Origin of the sequence: Acinetobacter sp. yr461, assembly GCF_900110445.1 — a bacterium.
Lineage (GTDB): Bacteria > Pseudomonadota > Gammaproteobacteria > Pseudomonadales > Moraxellaceae > Acinetobacter > Acinetobacter calcoaceticus.
On the sequence record NZ_FODU01000001.1, the window covers coordinates 1 to 20,039 of the forward strand.

General features: G+C 40.0%; 20 protein-coding genes and 1 pseudogene. 14 read left to right on the forward strand and 7 right to left on the reverse strand.

The window, feature by feature from the left end; genetic code table 11:
• The 5 genes and pseudogenes from BMW38_RS19265 to BMW38_RS00020 all read left to right on the forward strand — a co-directional run.
• Nucleotides 1-117 (forward strand): annotated as a pseudogene (locus BMW38_RS19265) (ABC transporter ATP-binding protein); the annotation flags it as partial.
• Nucleotides 114-1,310, forward strand: a complete 1,197-nt coding sequence (locus BMW38_RS00005; protein ID WP_092705329.1) for an HlyD family type I secretion periplasmic adaptor subunit — start codon at nucleotides 114-116, stop codon at nucleotides 1,308-1,310. The pseudogene BMW38_RS19265 and the gene BMW38_RS00005, both read left to right, overlap by 4 nt.
• A gap of 93 nt (nucleotides 1,311-1,403) precedes the next feature.
• A complete protein-coding gene (locus BMW38_RS00010) occupies nucleotides 1,404-2,003 on the forward strand; it encodes an IMPACT family protein (protein ID WP_092705330.1) in 600 nt (199 codons plus the stop codon).
• Nucleotides 1,996-2,607: a chloramphenicol acetyltransferase CAT gene (locus BMW38_RS00015; protein WP_045435838.1), complete on the forward strand. Its 612-nt coding sequence runs from the start codon at nucleotides 1,996-1,998 to the stop codon at nucleotides 2,605-2,607. The genes BMW38_RS00010 and BMW38_RS00015 overlap by 8 nt, the downstream gene beginning before the upstream one ends.
• A 155-nt stretch (nucleotides 2,608-2,762) precedes the next feature.
• Nucleotides 2,763-3,605 (forward strand): universal stress protein, encoded by an 843-nt coding sequence (locus tag BMW38_RS00020; protein ID WP_092705331.1) that lies wholly within the window; start codon nucleotides 2,763-2,765, stop codon nucleotides 3,603-3,605.
• A 116-nt stretch (nucleotides 3,606-3,721) separates the two neighbouring features.
• Here the strand turns inward: BMW38_RS00020 and BMW38_RS00025 are convergent, their stop codons facing one another.
• Complete coding sequence (locus BMW38_RS00025; protein ID WP_056478888.1) at nucleotides 3,722-4,390, reverse strand: O-methyltransferase; 669 nt, start codon at nucleotides 4,388-4,390, stop codon at nucleotides 3,722-3,724.
• Between the two features lie 198 nt (nucleotides 4,391-4,588).
• Here BMW38_RS00025 and BMW38_RS00030 point away from each other — a divergent pair, with 198 nt between their 5' ends.
• Nucleotides 4,589-5,035 (forward strand): GNAT family N-acetyltransferase, encoded by a 447-nt coding sequence (locus tag BMW38_RS00030; protein WP_045125211.1) that lies wholly within the window; start codon nucleotides 4,589-4,591, stop codon nucleotides 5,033-5,035.
• Between the two features lie 45 nt (nucleotides 5,036-5,080).
• Here the strand turns inward: BMW38_RS00030 and BMW38_RS00035 are convergent, their stop codons facing one another.
• The 5 genes from BMW38_RS00035 to BMW38_RS00055 form a co-directional block, all read right to left on the reverse strand.
• Nucleotides 5,081-5,803, reverse strand: a complete 723-nt coding sequence (locus BMW38_RS00035) for a D-Ala-D-Ala carboxypeptidase family metallohydrolase (RefSeq protein ID WP_198078827.1) — start codon at nucleotides 5,801-5,803, stop codon at nucleotides 5,081-5,083.
• Between the two features lie 130 nt (nucleotides 5,804-5,933).
• Nucleotides 5,934-6,257 (reverse strand): ferredoxin FdxA, encoded by a 324-nt coding sequence (gene fdxA / locus BMW38_RS00040; RefSeq protein ID WP_003650851.1) that lies wholly within the window; start codon nucleotides 6,255-6,257, stop codon nucleotides 5,934-5,936.
• Nucleotides 6,258-6,602: 345 nt separating this feature from the next.
• Nucleotides 6,603-7,130, reverse strand: a complete 528-nt coding sequence (locus BMW38_RS00045) for a GNAT family N-acetyltransferase (protein WP_092705332.1) — start codon at nucleotides 7,128-7,130, stop codon at nucleotides 6,603-6,605.
• Nucleotides 7,131-7,191: 61 nt separating this feature from the next.
• A complete protein-coding gene (gene mutS / locus BMW38_RS00050; protein WP_045435827.1) occupies nucleotides 7,192-9,831 on the reverse strand; it encodes a DNA mismatch repair protein MutS in 2,640 nt (879 codons plus the stop codon).
• A 273-nt stretch (nucleotides 9,832-10,104) separates the two neighbouring features.
• A complete protein-coding gene (locus BMW38_RS00055) occupies nucleotides 10,105-11,016 on the reverse strand; it encodes a LysR family transcriptional regulator (protein WP_092705333.1) in 912 nt (303 codons plus the stop codon).
• Nucleotides 11,017-11,119: 103 nt separating this feature from the next.
• On the opposite strand from BMW38_RS00055, the gene BMW38_RS00060 reads away from it, so the two are divergent.
• Nucleotides 11,120-12,298 (forward strand): MFS transporter, encoded by a 1,179-nt coding sequence (locus tag BMW38_RS00060; RefSeq protein ID WP_092705334.1) that lies wholly within the window; start codon nucleotides 11,120-11,122, stop codon nucleotides 12,296-12,298.
• 168 nt (nucleotides 12,299-12,466) lie between these two features.
• Here the strand turns inward: BMW38_RS00060 and paaZ are convergent, their stop codons facing one another.
• Nucleotides 12,467-14,569 carry a phenylacetic acid degradation bifunctional protein PaaZ gene (gene paaZ / locus BMW38_RS00065; protein WP_092705335.1) on the reverse strand — a complete coding sequence of 701 codons (2,103 nt, stop codon included), beginning with the start codon at nucleotides 14,567-14,569 and terminating at the stop codon, nucleotides 12,467-12,469.
• Nucleotides 14,570-14,833: 264 nt separating this feature from the next.
• Here paaZ and paaA point away from each other — a divergent pair, with 264 nt between their 5' ends.
• The 7 genes from paaA to paaG are packed head-to-tail and all read left to right on the forward strand — an operon-like array spanning nucleotide 14,834 to nucleotide 20,038.
• Nucleotides 14,834-15,772 carry a 1,2-phenylacetyl-CoA epoxidase subunit PaaA gene (gene paaA / locus BMW38_RS00070; RefSeq protein ID WP_092705336.1) on the forward strand — a complete coding sequence of 313 codons (939 nt, stop codon included), beginning with the start codon at nucleotides 14,834-14,836 and terminating at the stop codon, nucleotides 15,770-15,772.
• A 32-nt stretch (nucleotides 15,773-15,804) separates the two neighbouring features.
• Nucleotides 15,805-16,095, forward strand: a complete 291-nt coding sequence (gene paaB, locus BMW38_RS00075) for a 1,2-phenylacetyl-CoA epoxidase subunit PaaB (RefSeq protein ID WP_213031068.1) — start codon at nucleotides 15,805-15,807, stop codon at nucleotides 16,093-16,095.
• Between the two features lie 11 nt (nucleotides 16,096-16,106).
• Nucleotides 16,107-16,862: a 1,2-phenylacetyl-CoA epoxidase subunit PaaC gene (paaC, locus tag BMW38_RS00080; protein WP_092705338.1), complete on the forward strand. Its 756-nt coding sequence runs from the start codon at nucleotides 16,107-16,109 to the stop codon at nucleotides 16,860-16,862.
• A gap of 16 nt (nucleotides 16,863-16,878) precedes the next feature.
• Nucleotides 16,879-17,379 (forward strand): 1,2-phenylacetyl-CoA epoxidase subunit PaaD, encoded by a 501-nt coding sequence (paaD, locus tag BMW38_RS00085; RefSeq protein ID WP_092705339.1) that lies wholly within the window; start codon nucleotides 16,879-16,881, stop codon nucleotides 17,377-17,379.
• A 23-nt stretch (nucleotides 17,380-17,402) separates the two neighbouring features.
• The gene (paaE, locus tag BMW38_RS00090) at nucleotides 17,403-18,464 is read left to right on the forward strand and encodes a 1,2-phenylacetyl-CoA epoxidase subunit PaaE (RefSeq protein WP_092705340.1); all 1,062 of its coding nucleotides are present in this window, start codon (nucleotides 17,403-17,405) and stop codon (nucleotides 18,462-18,464) included.
• A 9-nt stretch (nucleotides 18,465-18,473) separates the two neighbouring features.
• A complete protein-coding gene (locus BMW38_RS00095; protein ID WP_092705341.1) occupies nucleotides 18,474-19,247 on the forward strand; it encodes an enoyl-CoA hydratase-related protein in 774 nt (257 codons plus the stop codon).
• Complete coding sequence (gene paaG, locus BMW38_RS00100; RefSeq protein WP_092705342.1) at nucleotides 19,247-20,038, forward strand: 2-(1,2-epoxy-1,2-dihydrophenyl)acetyl-CoA isomerase PaaG; 792 nt, start codon at nucleotides 19,247-19,249, stop codon at nucleotides 20,036-20,038. The genes BMW38_RS00095 and paaG overlap by 1 nt, the downstream gene beginning before the upstream one ends.
• The last annotated feature ends 1 nt before the right edge of the window (nucleotide 20,039 follow it).

A 20,039-nucleotide genomic window follows, 5' to 3' on the forward strand; every position in this document is an offset into this window, starting at 1 on the left:
CTGGTGGACCGTATTATTGTCGTTAACGAAGGCAAAATCGTGATGGATGGTCCAAGAGATCAGGTCCTTAATCAATCAACAGCCCAACAAAAACAAGTGCAAGGGGGTAATTCATGAGCGAACCACAACAAGAACAAGAACTCACCCGTTCAATGAATGTCTCTTATACTGAGCCACCATTACCACGTGCCAGTTTAGTGATCTGGATTGTGGGGATTGGTTTAGTTATTTTCTTTATCTGGGCATGGGTATTTAAACTTGAAGAAGTCTCTACCGGCACGGGTAAAGTGGTTCCATCGTCTAAAGAGCAGGTTATCCAGTCTTTAGAGGGCGGTATTTTAACCAAGCTGAATGTACAAGAAGGCGATATTGTTCAAAAAGGCGAAATTCTTGCACAACTAGATCCCACCCGTTTGGCATCGAATGTCGGTGAATCAAGATCTTTGCTTATTTCTGCTCAGGCGACAGCTTCACGTTTGCGGGCAGAAGTAAATGGTACACCATTGGCTTTTCCTGAAATTGTGCTGAAAGAACCAAAACTTGTACATGAAGAAACCGCATTATTTGCATCCCGCAGAGCTAATCTCGAACAAACACTTGCAGGTTTTAGACAGGCTTTGCAACTGGTACAACAAGAGCTGGCAATGACCGAACCGTTAGTTGCTAAAGGCGCGGCAAGTGAGGTTGAAGTTTTACGTTTACGTCGCGAAGCAAATGACCTTAGAAACAAAATGAATGATGCGCAGAACCAATATTTCGTAAAGGCTCGTGAAGAGTTATCTAAAGCCAATACCGATATTGAAACGCAGCAACAAGTCGTACTGGGTCGTAGTGACAGTTTAGATCGTGCTATTTTTAAAGCACCAGTACGCGGTGTTGTGAAAGAAATTGCGGTTACCACCCATGGCGGTGTTATTCCGCAAAATGGCAAGTTGATGACCATTGTACCGATTGATGAACAGCTACTCATTGAAGCGCGTATTTTACCGCGTGACATTGCATTTATTCGTCCGGGACAAGAAGCACTGGTTAAGATTACTGCCTATGACTACTCAATTTATGGTGGTTTAAAAGGTAAGGTTACGGTTATTTCTCCAGACACGATTCGTGATGAAGTTAAACAAGACCAGTTCTATTATCGTGTTTATATTCGAACCGATTCAGACAAGCTTTATAATAAAGAAGGTAAGGCATACGGTATTACACCGGGTATGGTGGCAACTGTAGATATTCGTACGGGTGAAAAAACGGTACTGGATTACTTGCTTAAACCATTCAATAAAGCCAAAGAAGCTTTAAGAGAAAGATAATAAAAAAAGCCCCGAGATTCGGGGCTTTTTTTATGGGTTTGATTCTATTAAATTCACGTTATAATTTGATTTTTATTATGCTTTATTTAATTTATGGCTTTTACGATTGCATCACCCGTTACGTTTGAAGAAGAAATTAAAAAAAGTAGATTTCAAGCTATCGCTGCACCAGTAGAAAATGAACAGCAAGTTAAAGAATTTTTAGAACAAAACAAAGATATCTCGACAACTCATCAATGCTGGGCATGGAAAATTGGTCACAATGTTCGCTTTAATGATGATGGTGAACCTTCAGGAACAGCAGGGCGTCCAATCTTGGCAACCATTGAAGGGAATGACCTGACTAATATTATTGTAATGGTTAACCGTTGGTATGGTGGAATAAAGCTAGGGACAGGCGGCCTTGTAAGAGCATACGGTGGCTGTGCTGGGCAATGTTTGCTATTGGCTGAGCGTATTGAACTCATTGCAAAGAAAACTATTTATTTTTCCTGTCACTTTAATGAGTGGGCAATATTTCAATATGAGCTTACTCAACAACAAATTGAATATCAGGAAACCTATACTGCAACGGGTGTAGATATCGAAGCAAGACTACAAATACATCAAATTGAGCCACTTGCCTTAAAACTCAGAGATGTAACGCGTGGTCGTGAAGAGTTAAAAACTGAAGAGGAATTAAATGATGACTGATTCCTTACTCAAATATCGGGAACAACATAAGCACCGTTTAAATTATATGCCATGGCTATATTGGACTTTAAAACCTAAAAATCGTGTTTGGGCCGAAGAGTGGCAACAAGAATATCAGGCTTATTTGATGGAGATGGAAACAGTTGAGATTGGTAAAAACTGTTTTATCTCGCCCTTAGCTCACATTTTTGCTGAACCGGGACGAAAAATTATTATTGGTGATAATTGTTTTATTGCAGCAGATTGCAGTTTGCATGGACCCCTTGAAATAGGTAATGAGGTCGCGATAAATCATCATTGTATTTTAGATGGGGGGCGAGCCGGCATAAAGTTGCATGATCAGGTCCGTATTGCTGCATATTGCCACTTATATGCATTTGATCATGGTATGCAGTTAGATCGTCCACTTTACCAGCAACCTGTCACCTCTAAAGGAATTGAAATTGAGCAGGACGTTTGGTTGGGTGCACATGTGGGTATTAAAGATGGTATTAAAATAGGTAAGCATGCTGTGGTCGGCATGAATAGCATGGTGACCAAAGATGTGGAACCGTACCATATTGTAGGTGGCAATCCCGCAAAATTTCTTCGTTTAAGGGAATAATTCAGTCTCAATAATGTAATAAGATGTTTGATCTTTAAACAAAAAAGTTGATTTTTATACATAAAGCTTAACATACGAATTTTTATCTATGTTAAGTTAAAGCTAAGTTTTAAGAATAATCTCCAAGGCAAAAGACCTGAAGAAGAGAGGCTGACATGAACCGTGTTATTGCGTGTATTGACTCATCACCGTGTATTAATGCTATTGCCGATGCAGCAGCATGGGTTGCTAAAGCAACCGGACGAGAACTTGTATTATTACAAATTCTAGACTATTACCCTGCAAGTTATCATCTTGGTGAAATTAGTGGAGTAATTGGCTTTGAAAGCAATGCAATGCTGCTAAAAGAGTTAGCTGAGCTGGAACAAAAACAAAGTGAACTCGCTTTAGACTATAGCAATAATTTACTTCGTCATATTTCGGATCTTATTCAAGAAAAACATGGAATTACATGTTCAAAAATTCAAGAAAAAGGTGATTTTTTAGAGCAAAGTTTTAATCTCTTGCATGAAAATGACATCGTAATTTTAGGTCGAGTAGGTGAAAGAGCTGCCGAAAAACAGAAACCTATTGGAAGTAATGTAGAAAACTTTATTCGTGGGGCCAATTGTACTGTTTTGACCATTGGCGAAAACTTTAAAATACCGACACGATTTATTTTCGCCTATGAATATTCTCCGACATGCCAAAAAATGATGCGTCGTATTGCTCAAAGTGATTTATTGCGAACACTGCAATGTCATTTGGTTTATGTCGGCGATCATCCAGAAGTACTCAATGAACCTGAGCATTACCTTAAACAAGCGGGTATAGATGTAGTGACCGTATATCGCTATGGCGATGTTGCACAAAATATTTTAGAGTACCAACAAGAGCATGGTATTCAAATCATTGTGCTAGGTGCATTCAGTCATAGCAAAATTCATCAGTTCTTCTTAGGAAGTATTGCAACAACCGTATTCCGAAACGCGACTGTGCCATTGTTGGTAGCTAAATAATAAGATTTGCATATAGTTATCCGCAAATCTTGTGGATAACTATATGGAAAAGCAACTGTAATAAAAGTAATTTATTGATTATAAATAATAAAATAAAAAAGACGATTTTTTAACCATTATTTCACAATTGCAATTGCGAAGCCATCATGGCCTTTTGAGCCAACTGTTTGTAATGCTGTACAAGACAAGATTTGTGGATGGTTTTCGAGGGCTTTAAACATTTCACGGATGCCTTCAATACTTGGTTTTTTATTATCTGGATTTAAAATATCACCTGCGCGAATCACATTATCAAGCACAATAATTGTACCTGATCTGGAAAATTTCAGGCTCAATTCTAAATATTCCGGATATCCCTGTTTATCTGCATCAATGAAAATAAAATCAAAAGGCTCGATAGATTGAGGATCAATCTCAGAAAGAATATCTGCGGCACGGCCAGTTTTAAGTTCAACTTTTACAGGAAGATTTGCATGGTCGATATTTTTTTGTGCCATTTCTGCGTGAGTGTCACGGCCTTCTATCGTCAGTAAATAACCATCTTCAGGTAACGCACGGCCTAACCAAATTGTACTGTATGCAGCAAAGGTTCCAATCTCTAAAACTCGTTTGCATTTATTCATTTGAATAAGCATCTGCAAGAACATTCCTTGGTTAGGAGCCACTGCAAGATGATTTGAGAAGCCGTGTTCATCGGTATTTTTTAATGCATATTCGAGTCGCGGGTCTTCGGGAATTAAATGTGAATCGATATATTCGTCAATGTCTGTCCACATCTGCTGCATAATCAAATTTACCTATATGTTGATAGGGGTATTTTAAACGTTTATGCCTAGAGTGCAAAAATCTTCGTTTCAGTAAATTTTGGTTGATTATTGAATGAGCAAATTACTTTTTCTGAGTTATCAACCCAAATTAAACAAGGAGTATAAAAAGGTTCATTTCTTGCTTATTTTTATCAATGTGTAGTTAGGGATGTATAAATGAGAATTACGTTGTGTGCTTTCACAAGTGTAGATTTTGAAGAGGGTATTGAGGTTTATTGTTCAGCTTTTAGTAATGAGCCATGGAATGAGCAGTTTGATGATTTAGAACCAATTAGAAAATATTTTGAGAGATATTTTCAATATTCATCTTCTTTTGGCTTTTGTGCAAAATGGGGAAACCAATTAATTGGTGTAGGAATGGGGCATATTCACCCAACTATACAAGGACTTCGTTATTATCTAGATGATTTTTTTATTCATCCCCAATATCAGGGAAAAGGAGTTGGTTCTAAGCTTTTAAAGTATATAGAAGGAAAGTGTAGAGAAAATAATATAGAAACCATTGTTTTGCATACTTTAAGAGCATCTATTTCCGAAGATTTTTACAAAAAGCATGGCTTTAAAAACCGCTCAAAACTCATCTCTTTAGCCAAACGTTTGTAATGGGTTTAAGTGAAAACTCCTTTCGATTGAAAGGAGTTTTTTAATTTAAAAATTACACATCGAACTGCTTCGAGTTAAATCAGGTCCCCAAGTACGATAGCCTTGAGTATCGATATGAATTTGTCCGGAGCTATATAAACCAATACCCATATTTAAGCTTTGACCATGCTGAGCCCAGAATTGACAGAGTTTAAATTTGGTATTTTCAATAAATGCGTAATCTTGAGCTTGTGGAAACTCAGGACCAATACGGAAATCAATTGCAGAATTAAATAAATGCTTAGAAGAGCTTGCGCCACCAGCACATTCATTTAAAGGTAAATCTCGGTAAACCGAGGTTACTTCAAAGTCGGTTAGAACTTTTGATGCAACTAAATATTTAAATACGCGAAGGGTCGATAAAGAATTTCCCCAAAGTTCACGATTAGGCACAGCATATTCTGAACGCCCACATTTTTGCCAATCGCGTGCTGAACGTAATAGCTCAAAACTTGGCACAATGCCCGCGACATTATTTCGGGTTAAGAATTTTTCGTATTCACGAACACGTTCGTAATTTTCACCAGAACTTAACCAACCTCGATAAGATGTAGGCTCAACTTTAGGAGGAATTGGGCGCTCGATAATAACGCGCTCTTGTGGAATAAAGATTCGTTTACCACTTGGAGAGGTTTTGCCTGTTGTTGTGTGTTGGGGAGAGCTGACACAACCTACCATAACCGCTGGGATTATGCATAAGGGCACCATACTCTGCAAAAACTTCCGCATAAGAAAAATTAAGCACTTATAAATATTGCGGCTATTTTAATGCAAAACAGTGCACAAATTACGAGGAAATTGCAATGAAATGTTTGAATAGGGTATAAAAAAGATCAGCGGTTGCTGATCTTTTTTGAAATTACTTTTCAAGATATTGTAATTTATCAGGTTTGCCGTTCCATTCTTCACGGTCAGCCGGTTGATCACCAATTTGAGTAATGTTAGGCCATTTTTGAGAAAGGTCAGCATTGAGCTCAATAAATACTTCTTGACCTTCTGGTAACTCATCTTCAGAGAAAATTGCATTTGCCGGGCACTCTGGTTCACATAATGCACAGTCAATACATTCATCCGGATTGATCACTAGGAAATTCGGACCTTCGTAAAAACAGTCTACAGGACAAACTTCTACGCAATCTTGGTATTTACATTTAATACAATTTTCAGTGACAACAAAGGTCATGGCGACAGCTACCTAAAAAATATGGTTTCATTTCGAATAGCTTATTTTAGGCAAAAAAGGGGTAAACAAACAATTGCTTTTATTGATATTCTTTATTCATGCATATGAAGATAAGTTAATACGTTGATAATCAAACGGATCTTCCATCCTTAAGATGTGTTAATCTATAAAATTAAAATTATAATATGTTTTATAAAACAATTACTTAAGAAATATTTCCTTTAAATATTCAGATGTCATTTAAGTCAAGCCATCTATTTTATTAAATACCTTAATTTCTCATTTTTTCTTTTACAAATTTTGATTTTCTGCTTTTTTTGTTGAAAATCACTTAAACCTGTAGAACTAAAGGGTACAGAGCAAATGGATATCTTCAGGTTCTAATTGCCAAAGTTGTTGATCTGGGACACTTAACGGTTCTGCACCATGCTTAATGTAGAAATCTACAGTGCGTCGACTTGGTGTCGCTGAAATATACAGTTGATTTGCACCGAGTTGTTTGGCGGACTCTTTTGCGGCTTGCATAAGTTTGGCACCAATGCCTTTACCTTGTTGGTCTGCATCTACATAGAAATAGTGGAGTAATTTCGCGTGAGGGTAATCCGCTATAAGTTGATTTGAGACTACGCTCACACCAACCAGTTTTTCTGCGGCATCAAATGCACCGACAAATATTGAGCCTTGCTCAAAGAGTTGTTTCAGTTTGGGTGGGTCATTTTCTAAATGATATGAGTCCCAATGTTGGACATCAAAAAAACAATCAACCAATTCTAAGTGTTGATTTTGAATATACATTTGAGTGATTAATTCACGGCGGCTAATCTGCTGCCAAATAAGATCGATTTCTGAACTTTGTAAAGATCTTAAAATCATATAAATATTATTCTCCGATATGAATAAGCAGACCTAAGCCTGCTTATTCAGACGTGATTTATTAGGATTTTAGTGCAGCTTTTAACTCGTAGAGTTGTTCAAGCGCCTGACGAGGCGATAAGTTATCGACTTCAATTTGTTTAAGTAAATCTAGAGCAGGGGATGAAACCTCTATTTCGACAACTTTCTCTATGACTTGTGAACCAGCGTTCGCATCTGGTGGCGCAAACAAATCATTTTGAAAGCTCGTTTGTAGATGTTGCTGCTGCTGTTTCTCCAAAATACGCAAACGTTTTTGAGCTTCTTTAATCACATTGGCAGGAATACCCGCTAATTTTGCGACCTGTAAACCATGACTTTGACTTGCAGGGCCTTGCTGAACCTTATGCAATAAAATCAGGTTACCGTTAAGCTCTTGCGCCGTGACATGGTAGTTATCAATTCCTGCTTCACCACCAAGTTCAGTCAACTCGAAATAATGGGTTGCAAAAAGACATAAACATTTGACGCGTTTGGTTAAATCAACCACGCATGCCCATGCTAAAGACAAGCCATCATAGGTACTGGTTCCGCGGCCAACTTCATCCATCAAAACAAGAGATTGATTAGTCGCATGATGCAGAATTTGAGAGGTTTCTGTCATTTCAACCATAAAGGTCGATTTGCCTGTAGATAAATCGTCGGCTGAACCAATACGAGTGAAAATACGATCGATTGGACCGAGTTTGGCTGCTTTGGCTGGAATATAACTGCCACAATAAGCCAATAAACTAATTAATGCCGTTTGACGCATGAATGTTGATTTACCACCCATGTTTGGGCCGGTAATGATTGCCATGCGATGTTGGCTATCAAGAAAAGTATCATTTGGTGTAAATGGTGCTTTATTTAATGCTTCAACTACAGGATGACGGCCTGCCTGAATTTTAATGCCCGTTTCTGGGGTAAATTCAGGACGCGCCCAATTGTTTAAGCGTGCTTGATGAGCAAAGTTAGCAACCACATCAATTTGAGCAATTGCTGAACTCATCATTTGGAGATGAGCAATATTTTCGCGAAGGTTTTCAAGTAAAGCTTCAAATAATGCTTTTTCACGTGCTAATGCACGCGACTCGCTCGACAGGACTTTATCTTCAAAACTTTTTAACTCAGGGGTAATGTAGCGTTCAGCATTTTTTAGAGTCTGGCGACGGATATAGTCGGCTGGAGCTTGCTCTGCTTGAGCACGAGTGAGTTCAATGTAGTAACCACTTACACGGTTATAACCGATTTTAAGTGTGTTAATGCCTGTACGTTCACGCTCTTTAATTTCTAAATCAATGAGGAATTGACCTGCGTGATCGCGAATTTGGCGTAATTCATCAAGATCAGCATCATATCCTTCTGCAATTACATTGCCATCACGAAGTAATACAGGTGGGTTTTCAACAATGGCTGCCATCAAATGTTGATGAAGCGCTTTAAAATCACCAAGTTCTTGATCAAGTTGAACTAATAGTTTGGATTTTTTCGCTTGAATGACTGGAGTTAATGCCGTTCTTAAAGCTGGAATTTGTGCACATGCATGACGAAGTTGTACTAAATCACGTGGTCGCGCACTGCCCAGTGCAACACGACTAAGCACACGCTCAATATCACCAATTTCTTTAAGGACCAAACGAACTGGGCTTTCATGATATCCCTGAATTAATTGCTCAATGGCATCTAAACGAGCATCGAGTAATGCGGTATCACGAACAGGTTGCATCAGTGTACGGCTTAATAAGCGTCCACCCATTGCAGTTTGGCAATCATTTACCAGTTGGAATAATGACGTTCCGTGTTCAAATAACGGTTCAATAATTTCTAAGTTACGACGTGTGATTGGGTCAAGCGCAATAAAGTCTGTGCTTTGTTCAAGTTGAATTGAACGAATATGCGGTAATGCAGTTTTTTGTGTTTCTTTTGCATAGTGAATGAGTGCAGCGGCAGCAGCTTTGGCTAAAGGCAATGGGTCTAAACCAAAACCTGAAAGCGTTGATACTGTAAACTGGTCACATAAGGTTTTTTGTGCATTATTTTGATTGAAGTCTACATTCGGGCGTTTGGTAACGGGACAATCTAAGTGCTTTTTAATTTGTTCGATAATATTCGTGTCGACCAAGTCTTCATCAATCAAAATTTCACTTGGCATTAAACGCGCAAGTTCGATAGGCAATTGTTCTGGCTTGTAATCTTGTTGTTGAACTTTAAAAATGCCTGCACTTAAGTCGAGTAAAGCAAAACCAATCTGATTTTGATGGATGCATAATGAAACTAGATTGGATGATTGATAACTGCTGAGTAATGCATCATCAGTTAATGTACCCGGAGTGAGGATACGAACAACTTTACGATCAACCGGACCTTTACCTGTTACTTCTCCAACTTGTTCGCAAATGGCTACAGTGCGCCCAGCTTTGACAAGACGTGCAAGATAACCTTCTGCCGCGTGATAGGGAACACCCGCCATTGGAATAGGTCGCCCACTGGCTTTGCCACGATGGGTTAAGGTGATGCCTAAAAGTTTGGCTGCTAAATGAGCATCTTCAAAGAAGAGTTCATAAAAGTCACCCATACGATAAAACAGCAACGCATGTTGATAGTCCGTTTTGACTTTGAGATATTGCTGCATCATAGGTGTATGAGAAGATAAGTCAGCCATGATTTCAGCGCTATTCATGCGTATTAAACCCTTAAAAAATCAATAATAAATAAGTTAACTTTGAAAGTTTGGTTATCGAACCAATTCTAACAACTTCTGTGTAAATCTGACTTAATCTAAGAAAAAAGTATACCTTTGTAGTGTACCTTTTTTAGTGTCAATATTGAGTTAACAGTGTGTGAGAACTTAACTTAATTTTTCACGGTTGCTATCTTAACAAATTGAGACTGATTGACAAAAAGGATTCCTAAAATGAGCGAGGAAATAAATAGCAAAAAGAAAGTGGCCTTATCAGCTCAAACTATCACTCAATTTCTGCTGTATGAAATCAATAAGCGCTCTTGTTTTAGCGGGTAAGTAACGGCGATTTGAATAAAGTGCGAACAATTGCAATGGAGCTGCCGATTGTTCAAACTCAACCTCGATTAACCGTCCATCGCTAATGTATGGTTGGCAGGCTTGTTTGGATAGAATTGCAAAACCGACACCTGATATCGCAGCTTGTCCGGCCATCTCTCCGCTGTTTACTCGATAATGCCCTTTAACCTTGATGGTCTCGAATTCACCCTTTTTATTGACAAATTGCCAAGGTGCACCTTTGAGTGCACTTACCGTTGTAATACAGGGCAATTCTTCAAATTGCTGGATATGACTAGGGGTGCCATAACGCTGAATGATGGAGGGGGCTGCAACAATGGTACAAGGGATAGTCACCAGATGACGGGTGATGTAGTCACTGTTATCCATCTGACCGCGGGTAATAATGATAGCTAAATCCAGATCATCTCGAAGAGATTCGAAACCTGACAAATTGGTAACACAGCTGATCTCTAGGTCCGGGTACTGACAGGCGAAATCGGCAATAACAGAACCCAGCAATGCAGGACCTATTTCATTGGGAATACATATACGTAATGGGCCCTTGAGTTGCATTTGTCGCAACGTTAATTCTGTCTCAGTTTGCTCAAGCGCCTCCAGTAATGGCTTTGCTCGGGTATAGAGTAGTTGCCCCGCCTGAGTGAGTTTCATATGTCGGGTGCTACGCTCAATGAGCTGAAGATCCAGTTTTTCTTCTAACTGAGAAATACAGCGACTAACATTTGATGTCGGCATTTCAAGGATTTTCGATGCCCCAACAAAACTTTCTCTTTCAACCACAGCAATGAACACTTTTAGGGTATTAAAATCCAGAGCTGGACGCATCAATTATCCCATATTTGATAATAATATGTGCCATTTCTACCATATAATAAACACCATTGATAGTAGTTAAACTTGGATATCTTTTATCCATAGGTTGCTTGCTATGCCTCCGGTCAATCATAAAGTCCTCATACGGATAGCTATCGTAATTGCTTTTGTCCAGTTCACGAATGCACTGGAATATATGGTGTTCAACCCTGTTTTTGTTTTTATGGCAGCAGATTTTGCAGTGCCTGTATCGTTCTCAGGTTATGTGTCCGGCATGTACACACTTGGTGCCGTTCTTTCGGGAGTTATTGCCTTTTACTGGATTGGTCATTTCAATAAGAAAAATTTTTTAATCGCTAATATGGCGCTGTTAGGTTTACTAACACTTTTGACTACATTTACATCCAGTTATAGTCTTCTGCTCGCACTACGATTCTGTGCAGGGCTGGTTGGTGGTACGACAATGGGTGTGGGTATAAGTATATTGATAAACAACGCACAGCCTAACTTGCGCGGAAAAATGTTGGCGACGGTGATTGCGTCATTTTCGATAGTAAGCATTGTAGGAATGCCCACTCTATTATTTCTGTGCACAAATTATGGTTGGCATGTGGCTTTGTGGCTAATAAGTGCATTGTGTGTGTTGGCATTGCCATTGATTGTATCCATCATACCCCAAGACCCAGTCTCTTTAGACACGCTCCGTGCGCTGCCCCTCGATATGGATACTTTACTGTTCGCCTCCAGTAATGCGCTTGTACAGTTTAGTCCTATGCTGGTCATTCCTATTCTGGCGCCATTAATGATACAGCAGTTGGGCGCTTCGCAAGATCTACTGCCTTGGCTCTTCTTCAGCGGGGGCGTTATAGGTTATCTGTCTACAAAAATCACAGGGGCGTTAACCTCCCGTTTTTCTGCTTTGATGCTGGCTACAGGTTCAACCATCGTCTTTATATTGAGTTTGCTGATACCAATTCTAGGCTACCAATATGCAACGTTATTTATTACTTTATTTCTCGGCGCATCTTACAGTCGTTTGGTGTCATCTTCGGTGGTTTCGATTCAGTTTCCTGATGATAGACAACGAGCTGGATTCTCTTCATTACAGACATCAATCATGTATCTGGTTACAACCATCGCATTCTTCCTGTCTGCTTTTTTATTACCTGATCATGGTATGGCACCACAAAATGTAAACAAGTTACTGATGATATGTGCAATTTCTGCAGCAGGGTTCCCAATTCTCGTTATTATTCTGCAAAAGAAACTGGCTAAACGTTTTCGTCCAACATAACTCTAAAGTCGCTATTTTTCGGTACATTAAAAAGGTGTCGACTAAAAAGATTTTGGCCTTTGGCTCATCACTAACTTGAAGACTACATTATTTCTTATGATGTAAGTTTAACGTCTATGTAATAAAAAACTGATGGATAAATTGGCTATCCATCAGTTTGGGTTCTATTTATAAATCACGAGCAACTAGAGTTAAAATGTCGTAAGTTGCGACAAGTTCACCACGTTGATTTTTGACTTTAATATCCCACACCACAACCCCATGAGCAGGCTGAGATGGATCTTTTTGTGGCTTAGGTGTTTTCTGCTTACAGGTCAATTCAACCTGAATCGAGTCACCAATTTTAACTGGTTCAACAAAGCGTAAGTTGTCCATACCGTAATTGGCAATAACTGGACCTTGCGCTGCATCTACAAACAAACCTGCTGCGGCAGAAACAATAAAGTAGCCGTGCGCAACGCGTTCACCAAAGAAAGACTCGGCAGCTGCAATTTTGTCGGTATGTGCATAGAAGTAATCACCACTTAAACCAGCAAAATTGACAATATCTGCTTCACTTACGGTGCGCCGCGCCGTTAATAAACGTTCACCAATGACTAACTCATCAAAAGACTTTTTAAATGGATGTACACGGTCTTCGTTGACCTTAGAACCAGCAGTCCATGAGTGAGTAATTTGTGTCAGGCTGTTTGGAGAACCTTGAATTGCTGTGCGCTGCATATAGTGTTTAACGGCGCGAATACCACCTAACTCTTCACCGCCACCTGCACGACCAGGGCCGCCGTGTACTAAATGTGGAAGTGGAGAACCATGTCCTGTACTTTCTTTAGCTGAATCTGCATCGAGTACATGCACACGTCCATGCCAAGGCGCAATTTTTTGAATAATCTGTTCGATATTCTCATCGTTATTTTTAACGACTGAAGCCACTAAGCTACCTTCACCACGTGAAACGAGGTCGGCCAATTCTTCAATGTTTTGATATGGCATGAGTGTACATACTGGACCGAAAGCTTCTGTCGTATGAACATGTGTCGCTTGCAAAGGTTGTTCGCATAACAATAAAGTTGGAGAGAAAAAAGCACCTTTTTCAGGATCGTCCGCATTAAATGTAAAGGAGTCACTGTCACCAAAAACAATTTTTGCATCTTTGCTGAGTTCAGCAACTTTTTCTGCGACGTCATGTTTTTGTTTAATGCTTGCTAAAGCGCCCATGGTGGTTTCTTCTTTTTGAGGGTCACCCACCACAACTTTAGCAAGTTTGGCAGTCAGCTTCTCTTGCACAGTCGCTAATAAATTTTCAGGAACGAAAGCACGACGAATTGCAGTACATTTTTGACCTGCTTTTGTGGTCATTTCACGGAAGACTTCACGCACAAACAAATCAATCGTTTCTTCATTTGCCTCTAAGCTTAAAATTGCACTGTTTACCGAGTCGGCTTCCATGCTAAAAGGAATCGAATATTTATTGAGGTGAGGGTGGTTACGTAGTTTTTGGCCTGTGTAGGCAGAACCCGTAAAAGTGACGCAGTCTTGTGGACCTAAATGCTCTAACAGGTCATAAGTCTGACCGCAAATGAGTTGTAGTGAGCCTTTTGGTAATACATGGGCTTCTTCAATGGCTTTTACAACAGCTTGAGTTAATTGAGAACCATCGGTTGCAGGTTTAACAATACATGGCACACCCGCAAGTAGAGTCGGTGCAATTTTTTCAAGCATTCCCCAAATTGGAAAGTTAAAAGCGTTAATGTGAACTGCAACACCCGCTTTAGGACTTAAAATGTGTTTGGCACCGAAAGTGCCATTTTTAGATAATTGAATCCAGCTGTCTTCGGTAATAATTTTTTCATCATTGAGTTCGCGGCGAACCAGACTTGAATAAGCAAATAATGTCTGGATACCACCTTCAATATCAATCCATGCATCTTTACGGGTTGCGCCTGTTGCATAGGCAAGTTTGTAGAACTCTTCTTTACGTTCAAGTAAATATTGAGCAATTTGTTTTAGGGCATTTGCACGTTGGTGGAATGTCCAGTTTGCTAGTTCTGAACCATTTTGTTTGGCATATTGAACAACACGTTTCATATCAATGCCATGACTACTTACGGCATAAATAGCTTCACCTGTAATGGCATGGAAAACAGGACGTAGTTCTTCACTCGTCGAATGCCATGTTCCATAGACATAAGAAGCAAGGTGAGGTAGTTGATGCTCAGACTGCTGAAAATCTGTGTCAGTTGTGGTTCCTTCTAGGTGTGCTTGTTCAAGCATGACTAAACTCCTTTTTATGTGATACATCAATTATAAAAATTGCAAAAATATGATTCATAATTTCAGATTAATTTGTCTAAAAGTCAACTTTATTTTGATTTTTAAAAGTAAAAAAGTTTTTTACAATTGGTTAATTTTTATTAATTTCAATTATTTAATGTGTTTTTGTTTGGTGGATTTAATTTGATACTAAAAAATAGGTTGACTTTGTTTTTAGTGTATCGAAAAATAGATTTAAGGGTGATGCCTACAGGGAATGAAAGAATGGAAAACAACTACCAGAAATTTGAACAAAATATTGCCAATGACATTACGATCGAGGCTAAGGATGAAATGCCGGATGCCTATCGCAAAACATTGATTCGTCAAATCGGGCAACATGGCCATTCTGAAATTGTAGGTATGTTGCCTGAAGGGAACTGGATTACTCGTGCGCCAACTTTAAAACGTAAAGCAGTTTTGTTGGCGAAAGTACAAGATGAAGCTGGGCATGGTTTATATCTGTACAGCGCGGCAGAAACTTTGGGTGCTGACCGTGATGACATGATGGAAAAATTGATTAATGGGAAAATGAAATACTCATCAATCTTTAACTATCCAACTTTGACTTGGGCAGATGTTGCTGCAATTGGCTGGCTTGTCGATGGGGCAGCGATTGTCAATCAGGTAGCACTTTGCCGTACTTCATATGGGCCATATGCACGTGCAATGGTACGTATTTGTAAAGAAGAAAGTTTCCACCAACGTCAAGGTTTTGAAGCGATGATGGCTTTGGCAAACGGTACACCAGAACAAAAACAAATGGCACAAGATGCGGTAAATCGCTATTGGTGGCCTGCACTCATGATGTTTGGCCCAAGTGATGAGCATTCTCCAAATAGCGCACAAAGTCTGGCGTGGAAAGTCAAACGCTTTGGTAATGATGAATTGCGTCAAAAGTTCGTGGATAACACCGTACCGCAAGTGTTGCAGCTTGGCTTGGAAGTACCGGATCCAGATTTGAAACTGAATGAAGAAACAGGCCACTATGAGTTTGGCGAAATCGATTGGCACGAATTTAATGAAGTGATTGCCGGACGTGGACCGTGTAATCACGAGCGTATAGAAGCGCGCCGTAAAGCATGGGAAAACGGCAAATGGGTTCGTGATGCGGCAGTGGTCTACGCGAAAAAACAGAAGCTTGAAGCGAACAAAGTGGCTTAACAAGATTTATGGAAAAATTTGAGGAAATCAAAATGGAAGATAAAAACAACTGGTCACTCTACGAAATATTTGTACGTAGTAAACAAGGTTTAAGCCACCGTCATGTGGGTAGCTTAAGAGCACCAGATGATGAAATCGCACTTCAACATGCACGCGATGTTTATACACGTCGTAATGAAGGAATTAGCATTTGGGTGATTCGTTCAGAACTCATTAAGTCTTCACAGCCAGATGAAAAAGCTGAATTTTTCGATCCTGCTCTAGATAAGGTTTACCGTCATCCGACTTTTTATCATATTCCAGACGGCATTGAGCATATGTAAGGGGTTGGAAAATGAATCATTCAGTTTTATCTAAATTCTTATTACATATTGGCGATAGTCAACTGGTTTTATCTCAGCGTTTAGCTGAGTGGTGCGGGCATGCACCCGAACTTGAAATTGATATTGCTTTAGCAAACATTGGTTTGGACTTATTAGGTCAGGCAAGAAACTTTCTGACATTGGCAGGCCAATATGATGAAGCTAAACGTGATGAAGATCAGCTTGCGTATTTCCGTACTGAGCGTGAGTTTTTAAATCTATTGTTGTGTGAACAACCCAATGGTGATTTTGCACAAACGATTGTACGCCAATGGTTAATAGATCATTACCATCTTCATTTATTCACTGCTTTAACACAGAGTTCACTTCCTGAGTTAAGTGCGCTTGCTGTGAAATCTTTAAAAGAAGTGAAGTATCACATTCGTTTTTCTACAAGCTGGATGGAGCGTTTGAGTTTAAGCACAGATGAAGCTCATCAACGTGTTCAAGACGGATTAAATAATTTATGGCGCTTCACTGCCGAGTTATTTGAACTCAATGCAGATGAACAAGCCTTAGTCGCACAAGGTGTGATTCCAGATTTTTCAAATGAAAAAGAACAATGGAACCAAACCATTGCAGATGAGCTTAAGCGTTTTGAATTGAATGTTGCTGTGAACGGTGCTTATCGCCGTGGTGCGAAACAAGGATTGCATACCGAGCATTTAGGTTATTTGTTGGCTGAAATGCAAAGTATTCAAAGAACTTATCCAGGAATGACTTGGTAAGACAAGGAGGTGAGCCATGCACATGATTCGTCATTGCATCGACCAATGTTGGGATGTTCTACAAACGGTAAGTGACCCTGAAATTCCGGTTTTATCGGTTGTGGATTTAGGCATGATTCGGGGCGTAGACATTAACGATCAACAAGAAATTGTAGTTCGTCTAACGCCAACATATAGCGGTTGCCCAGCAACAGATATGCTCAAAGCACAAATTGTTGAGGCATTTACCGCAGAAGCGTTGACCCCAGTCAAAGTGATGGTCGATTTATCAGAAGCATGGACCACGGACTGGATGTCTGAAGTGGGTAAAAAGAAATTGCAAGTTTATGGCATTGCGCCACCTGAAGGGTTGGCACATCAGTGCGGTACGCATGTTCATTTGATTGATGGTATCGAGTGCCCACGTTGTAAAAGCCGACATACCCGACTGTTAACAGAGTTTAGTTCTACCGCCTGTAAAGCACTTTATAAATGTCAGGACTGTCTTGAGCCTTTTGATTACTTCAAATGTATTTAAGTCTTTAGATAAGGAAATCAGCCATGAGCCAATTTGTACCATTAAAAGTAAAAAGTATTACGCCTCAAACCGATCAGGCAATTTGTATTGCATTTGACGTTGTACCAGAACAACAAGAACAATTTCAATTTCAACCGGGCCAACACTTAACAATTCGTCATTTAACCGAAGCTGGTGAAATCCGTCGTTGTTATTCAATTTGTAGCTATGCGGCAAAAGAAGACATCAGTATTGCTGTTAAAAAAATTGATCAGGGTCAATTTTCACATTGGGCAAATGACCATTTAAAAGTGGGCGATGTGCTTGAAGTGATGCCACCACAAGGCGTGTTTTTTCAAAAAGCAGCCAAGATGGGCGGGCAAAACTTTTTAGGTGTTGCTGCGGGCAGTGGTATTACCCCAATTTTATCGATTGTTAAGCAAGTTCTGTTTGAACAGCCTGAAGCTAAATTTACGTTGCTCTATGGCAATCGTTCATGGAAACAAACCATGTTTGCCGAGCAAATTATGGATTTGAAAGATCAGTTTAAAGAGCGTTTTCAACTCATCAATATTTTTTCTCGTGAGTTCAACGATAGTGAACTAATGAACGGTCGTATTGATGAAGAAAAGCTAAAACAACTTTTTGATTTTGATGTGCTTGAAACGAGTTTTGACCATGTGTTTGCATGTGGTCCAGACGAAATGATGAATGCCGTAGAAAACACGTTGCCAAACTATGGTATTGCAAAAGAAAAAATCCACACTGAACGTTTCCACACAGGACAAGCCCGTAAACGTAGTGCTGAAGCTGATGCAAACCGTAAAGAGGAAAAAGTAAACATCATTTTAGATGGTCGTGAGCTGATTGTTTCTGTGGCTCAAGACGATGAAAGTATTCTTGATGCGGCTTTACGTGCGGGTGCTGACTTACCGTATGCCTGTAAAGGTGGGGTGTGTGCAACATGTCGTTGTAAAGTTGTTTCTGGTGAAGTGGATATGTTCCTTAACTATAGTCTTGAAAAAGATGAAGTCGAAAGGGGCTATGTGCTCAGTTGCCAGACCTTGCCAAAGGGCTCGAATGTTCGTTTGAGTTTTGATGAATAGAGGCCTCTCATGCAAGAGTTGATTAAAGCCAGCACAGCAGCTGACGGTGTTTTGTTATTAACACTAAACCGTCCAGAAAAAAGAAATGCTTTAAACAATGCAACATTGCAATGTTTATGCGAGTTGCTCGAAAAAGCTGAACATAATACTCAAGTCAAAGCGGTGGTTTTAACGGGTAACGCTCAATGTTTTGCGGCTGGGGCAGATCTTAGCGAGTTGGCTGCTATGGACGCTGTCACTTTGCAACTCGATATTCGTCCGAAGCTTTGGCAAAAAATTGATGCTTTTAGTAAGCCGCTCATTACCGCCGTCAATGGCTATGCCTTAGGCGCTGGGTTTGAGTTGGTTTTGCATTCAGATATGGTGATTTGTGGTGAAAATGCCCGTTTTGCTTTACCTGAAATTGGTCTTGGCATGTTGCCGGGTGCAGGCGGAACACAGCGTTTGGCGCGCTTGGTTGGGCAACAACTCACCATGCGCTGGGCCATGACAGGTGAGATGATTTCGGCAAAACAAGCAGAGCAACATGCTATTTGCAGTCAGGTTGTACCGACTGAATTAACCGTTGAATATGCTATTCAACTTGCAGCCAAAATTGCGAAACAAGCGCCTTTAGCGATTCGCGTGATTAAACAGTCAATTAAAAGTATTCATGAAACGACTTTAAGTCAGGGACTCAAGTTTGAACGTCAAAACTTTGTCTGGCTGGCGGCTACAAAAGATCGAAACGAAGGGATTAATGCTTTTTTTGAGAAAAGAAAGCCAGTGTTTAGAGGTGAGTGATGGACTATCAAAATATTATTGCTGAAGAAAAAAATGGTGTTGGCTACCTGACATTTAACCGCCCAAAAGCACTGAATAGCTTTAACGTCGATATGCACCGTGAAGTTGCTGAGGTTTTAAACCTGTGGAGCAAAAATCCGGATGTTCGCTGTGTTGTGATTAGTGGCGAAGGCCGAGGCTTTTGCGCAGGCCAAGATTTAGGTGATCGTGTAGTAGACCCAAATGCTGAAGCTCCAGATTTAGGATATTCCATTGAAACTTACTATAACCCGCTCATTAAAGCGATTGTAAATATGCCAAAGCCTGTGATTTGCGCCGTAAATGGTGTGGCAGCAGGCGCAGGGGCAAATATTGCGTTGGCGTGTGACTTGGTGATTGCAGCTAAATCGGCAAACTTTGTACAAGCATTTTGCCGCTTAGGTTTAGTTCCAGACTCGGCGGGTACATGGTTTTTACCACGTGCTGTAGGCCATGCGCGTGCTATGGGTCTGACTTTGTTAGGTGACAAGCTACCAGCAGAAACAGCAAAAGAATGGGGCATGATTTGGGATGTTGTAGAAGATGCCGAGCTTAAAACAAAAGTCACGGAACTTGCAGAACGTTTAGCGAAACAGCCTACTTTCGGTTTATCTCTTATTAAAAAAGCAATTCATCAATCAAGCAATAACACCTTTGATGAGCAAGTGCTATTAGAGCGTGACTTACAACGTATTGCTGGACGCTCGGAAGATTATCGTGAAGGTGTACAAGCCTTTATGAGTAAACGTGAACCAAATTTTAAAGGGCGCTAAG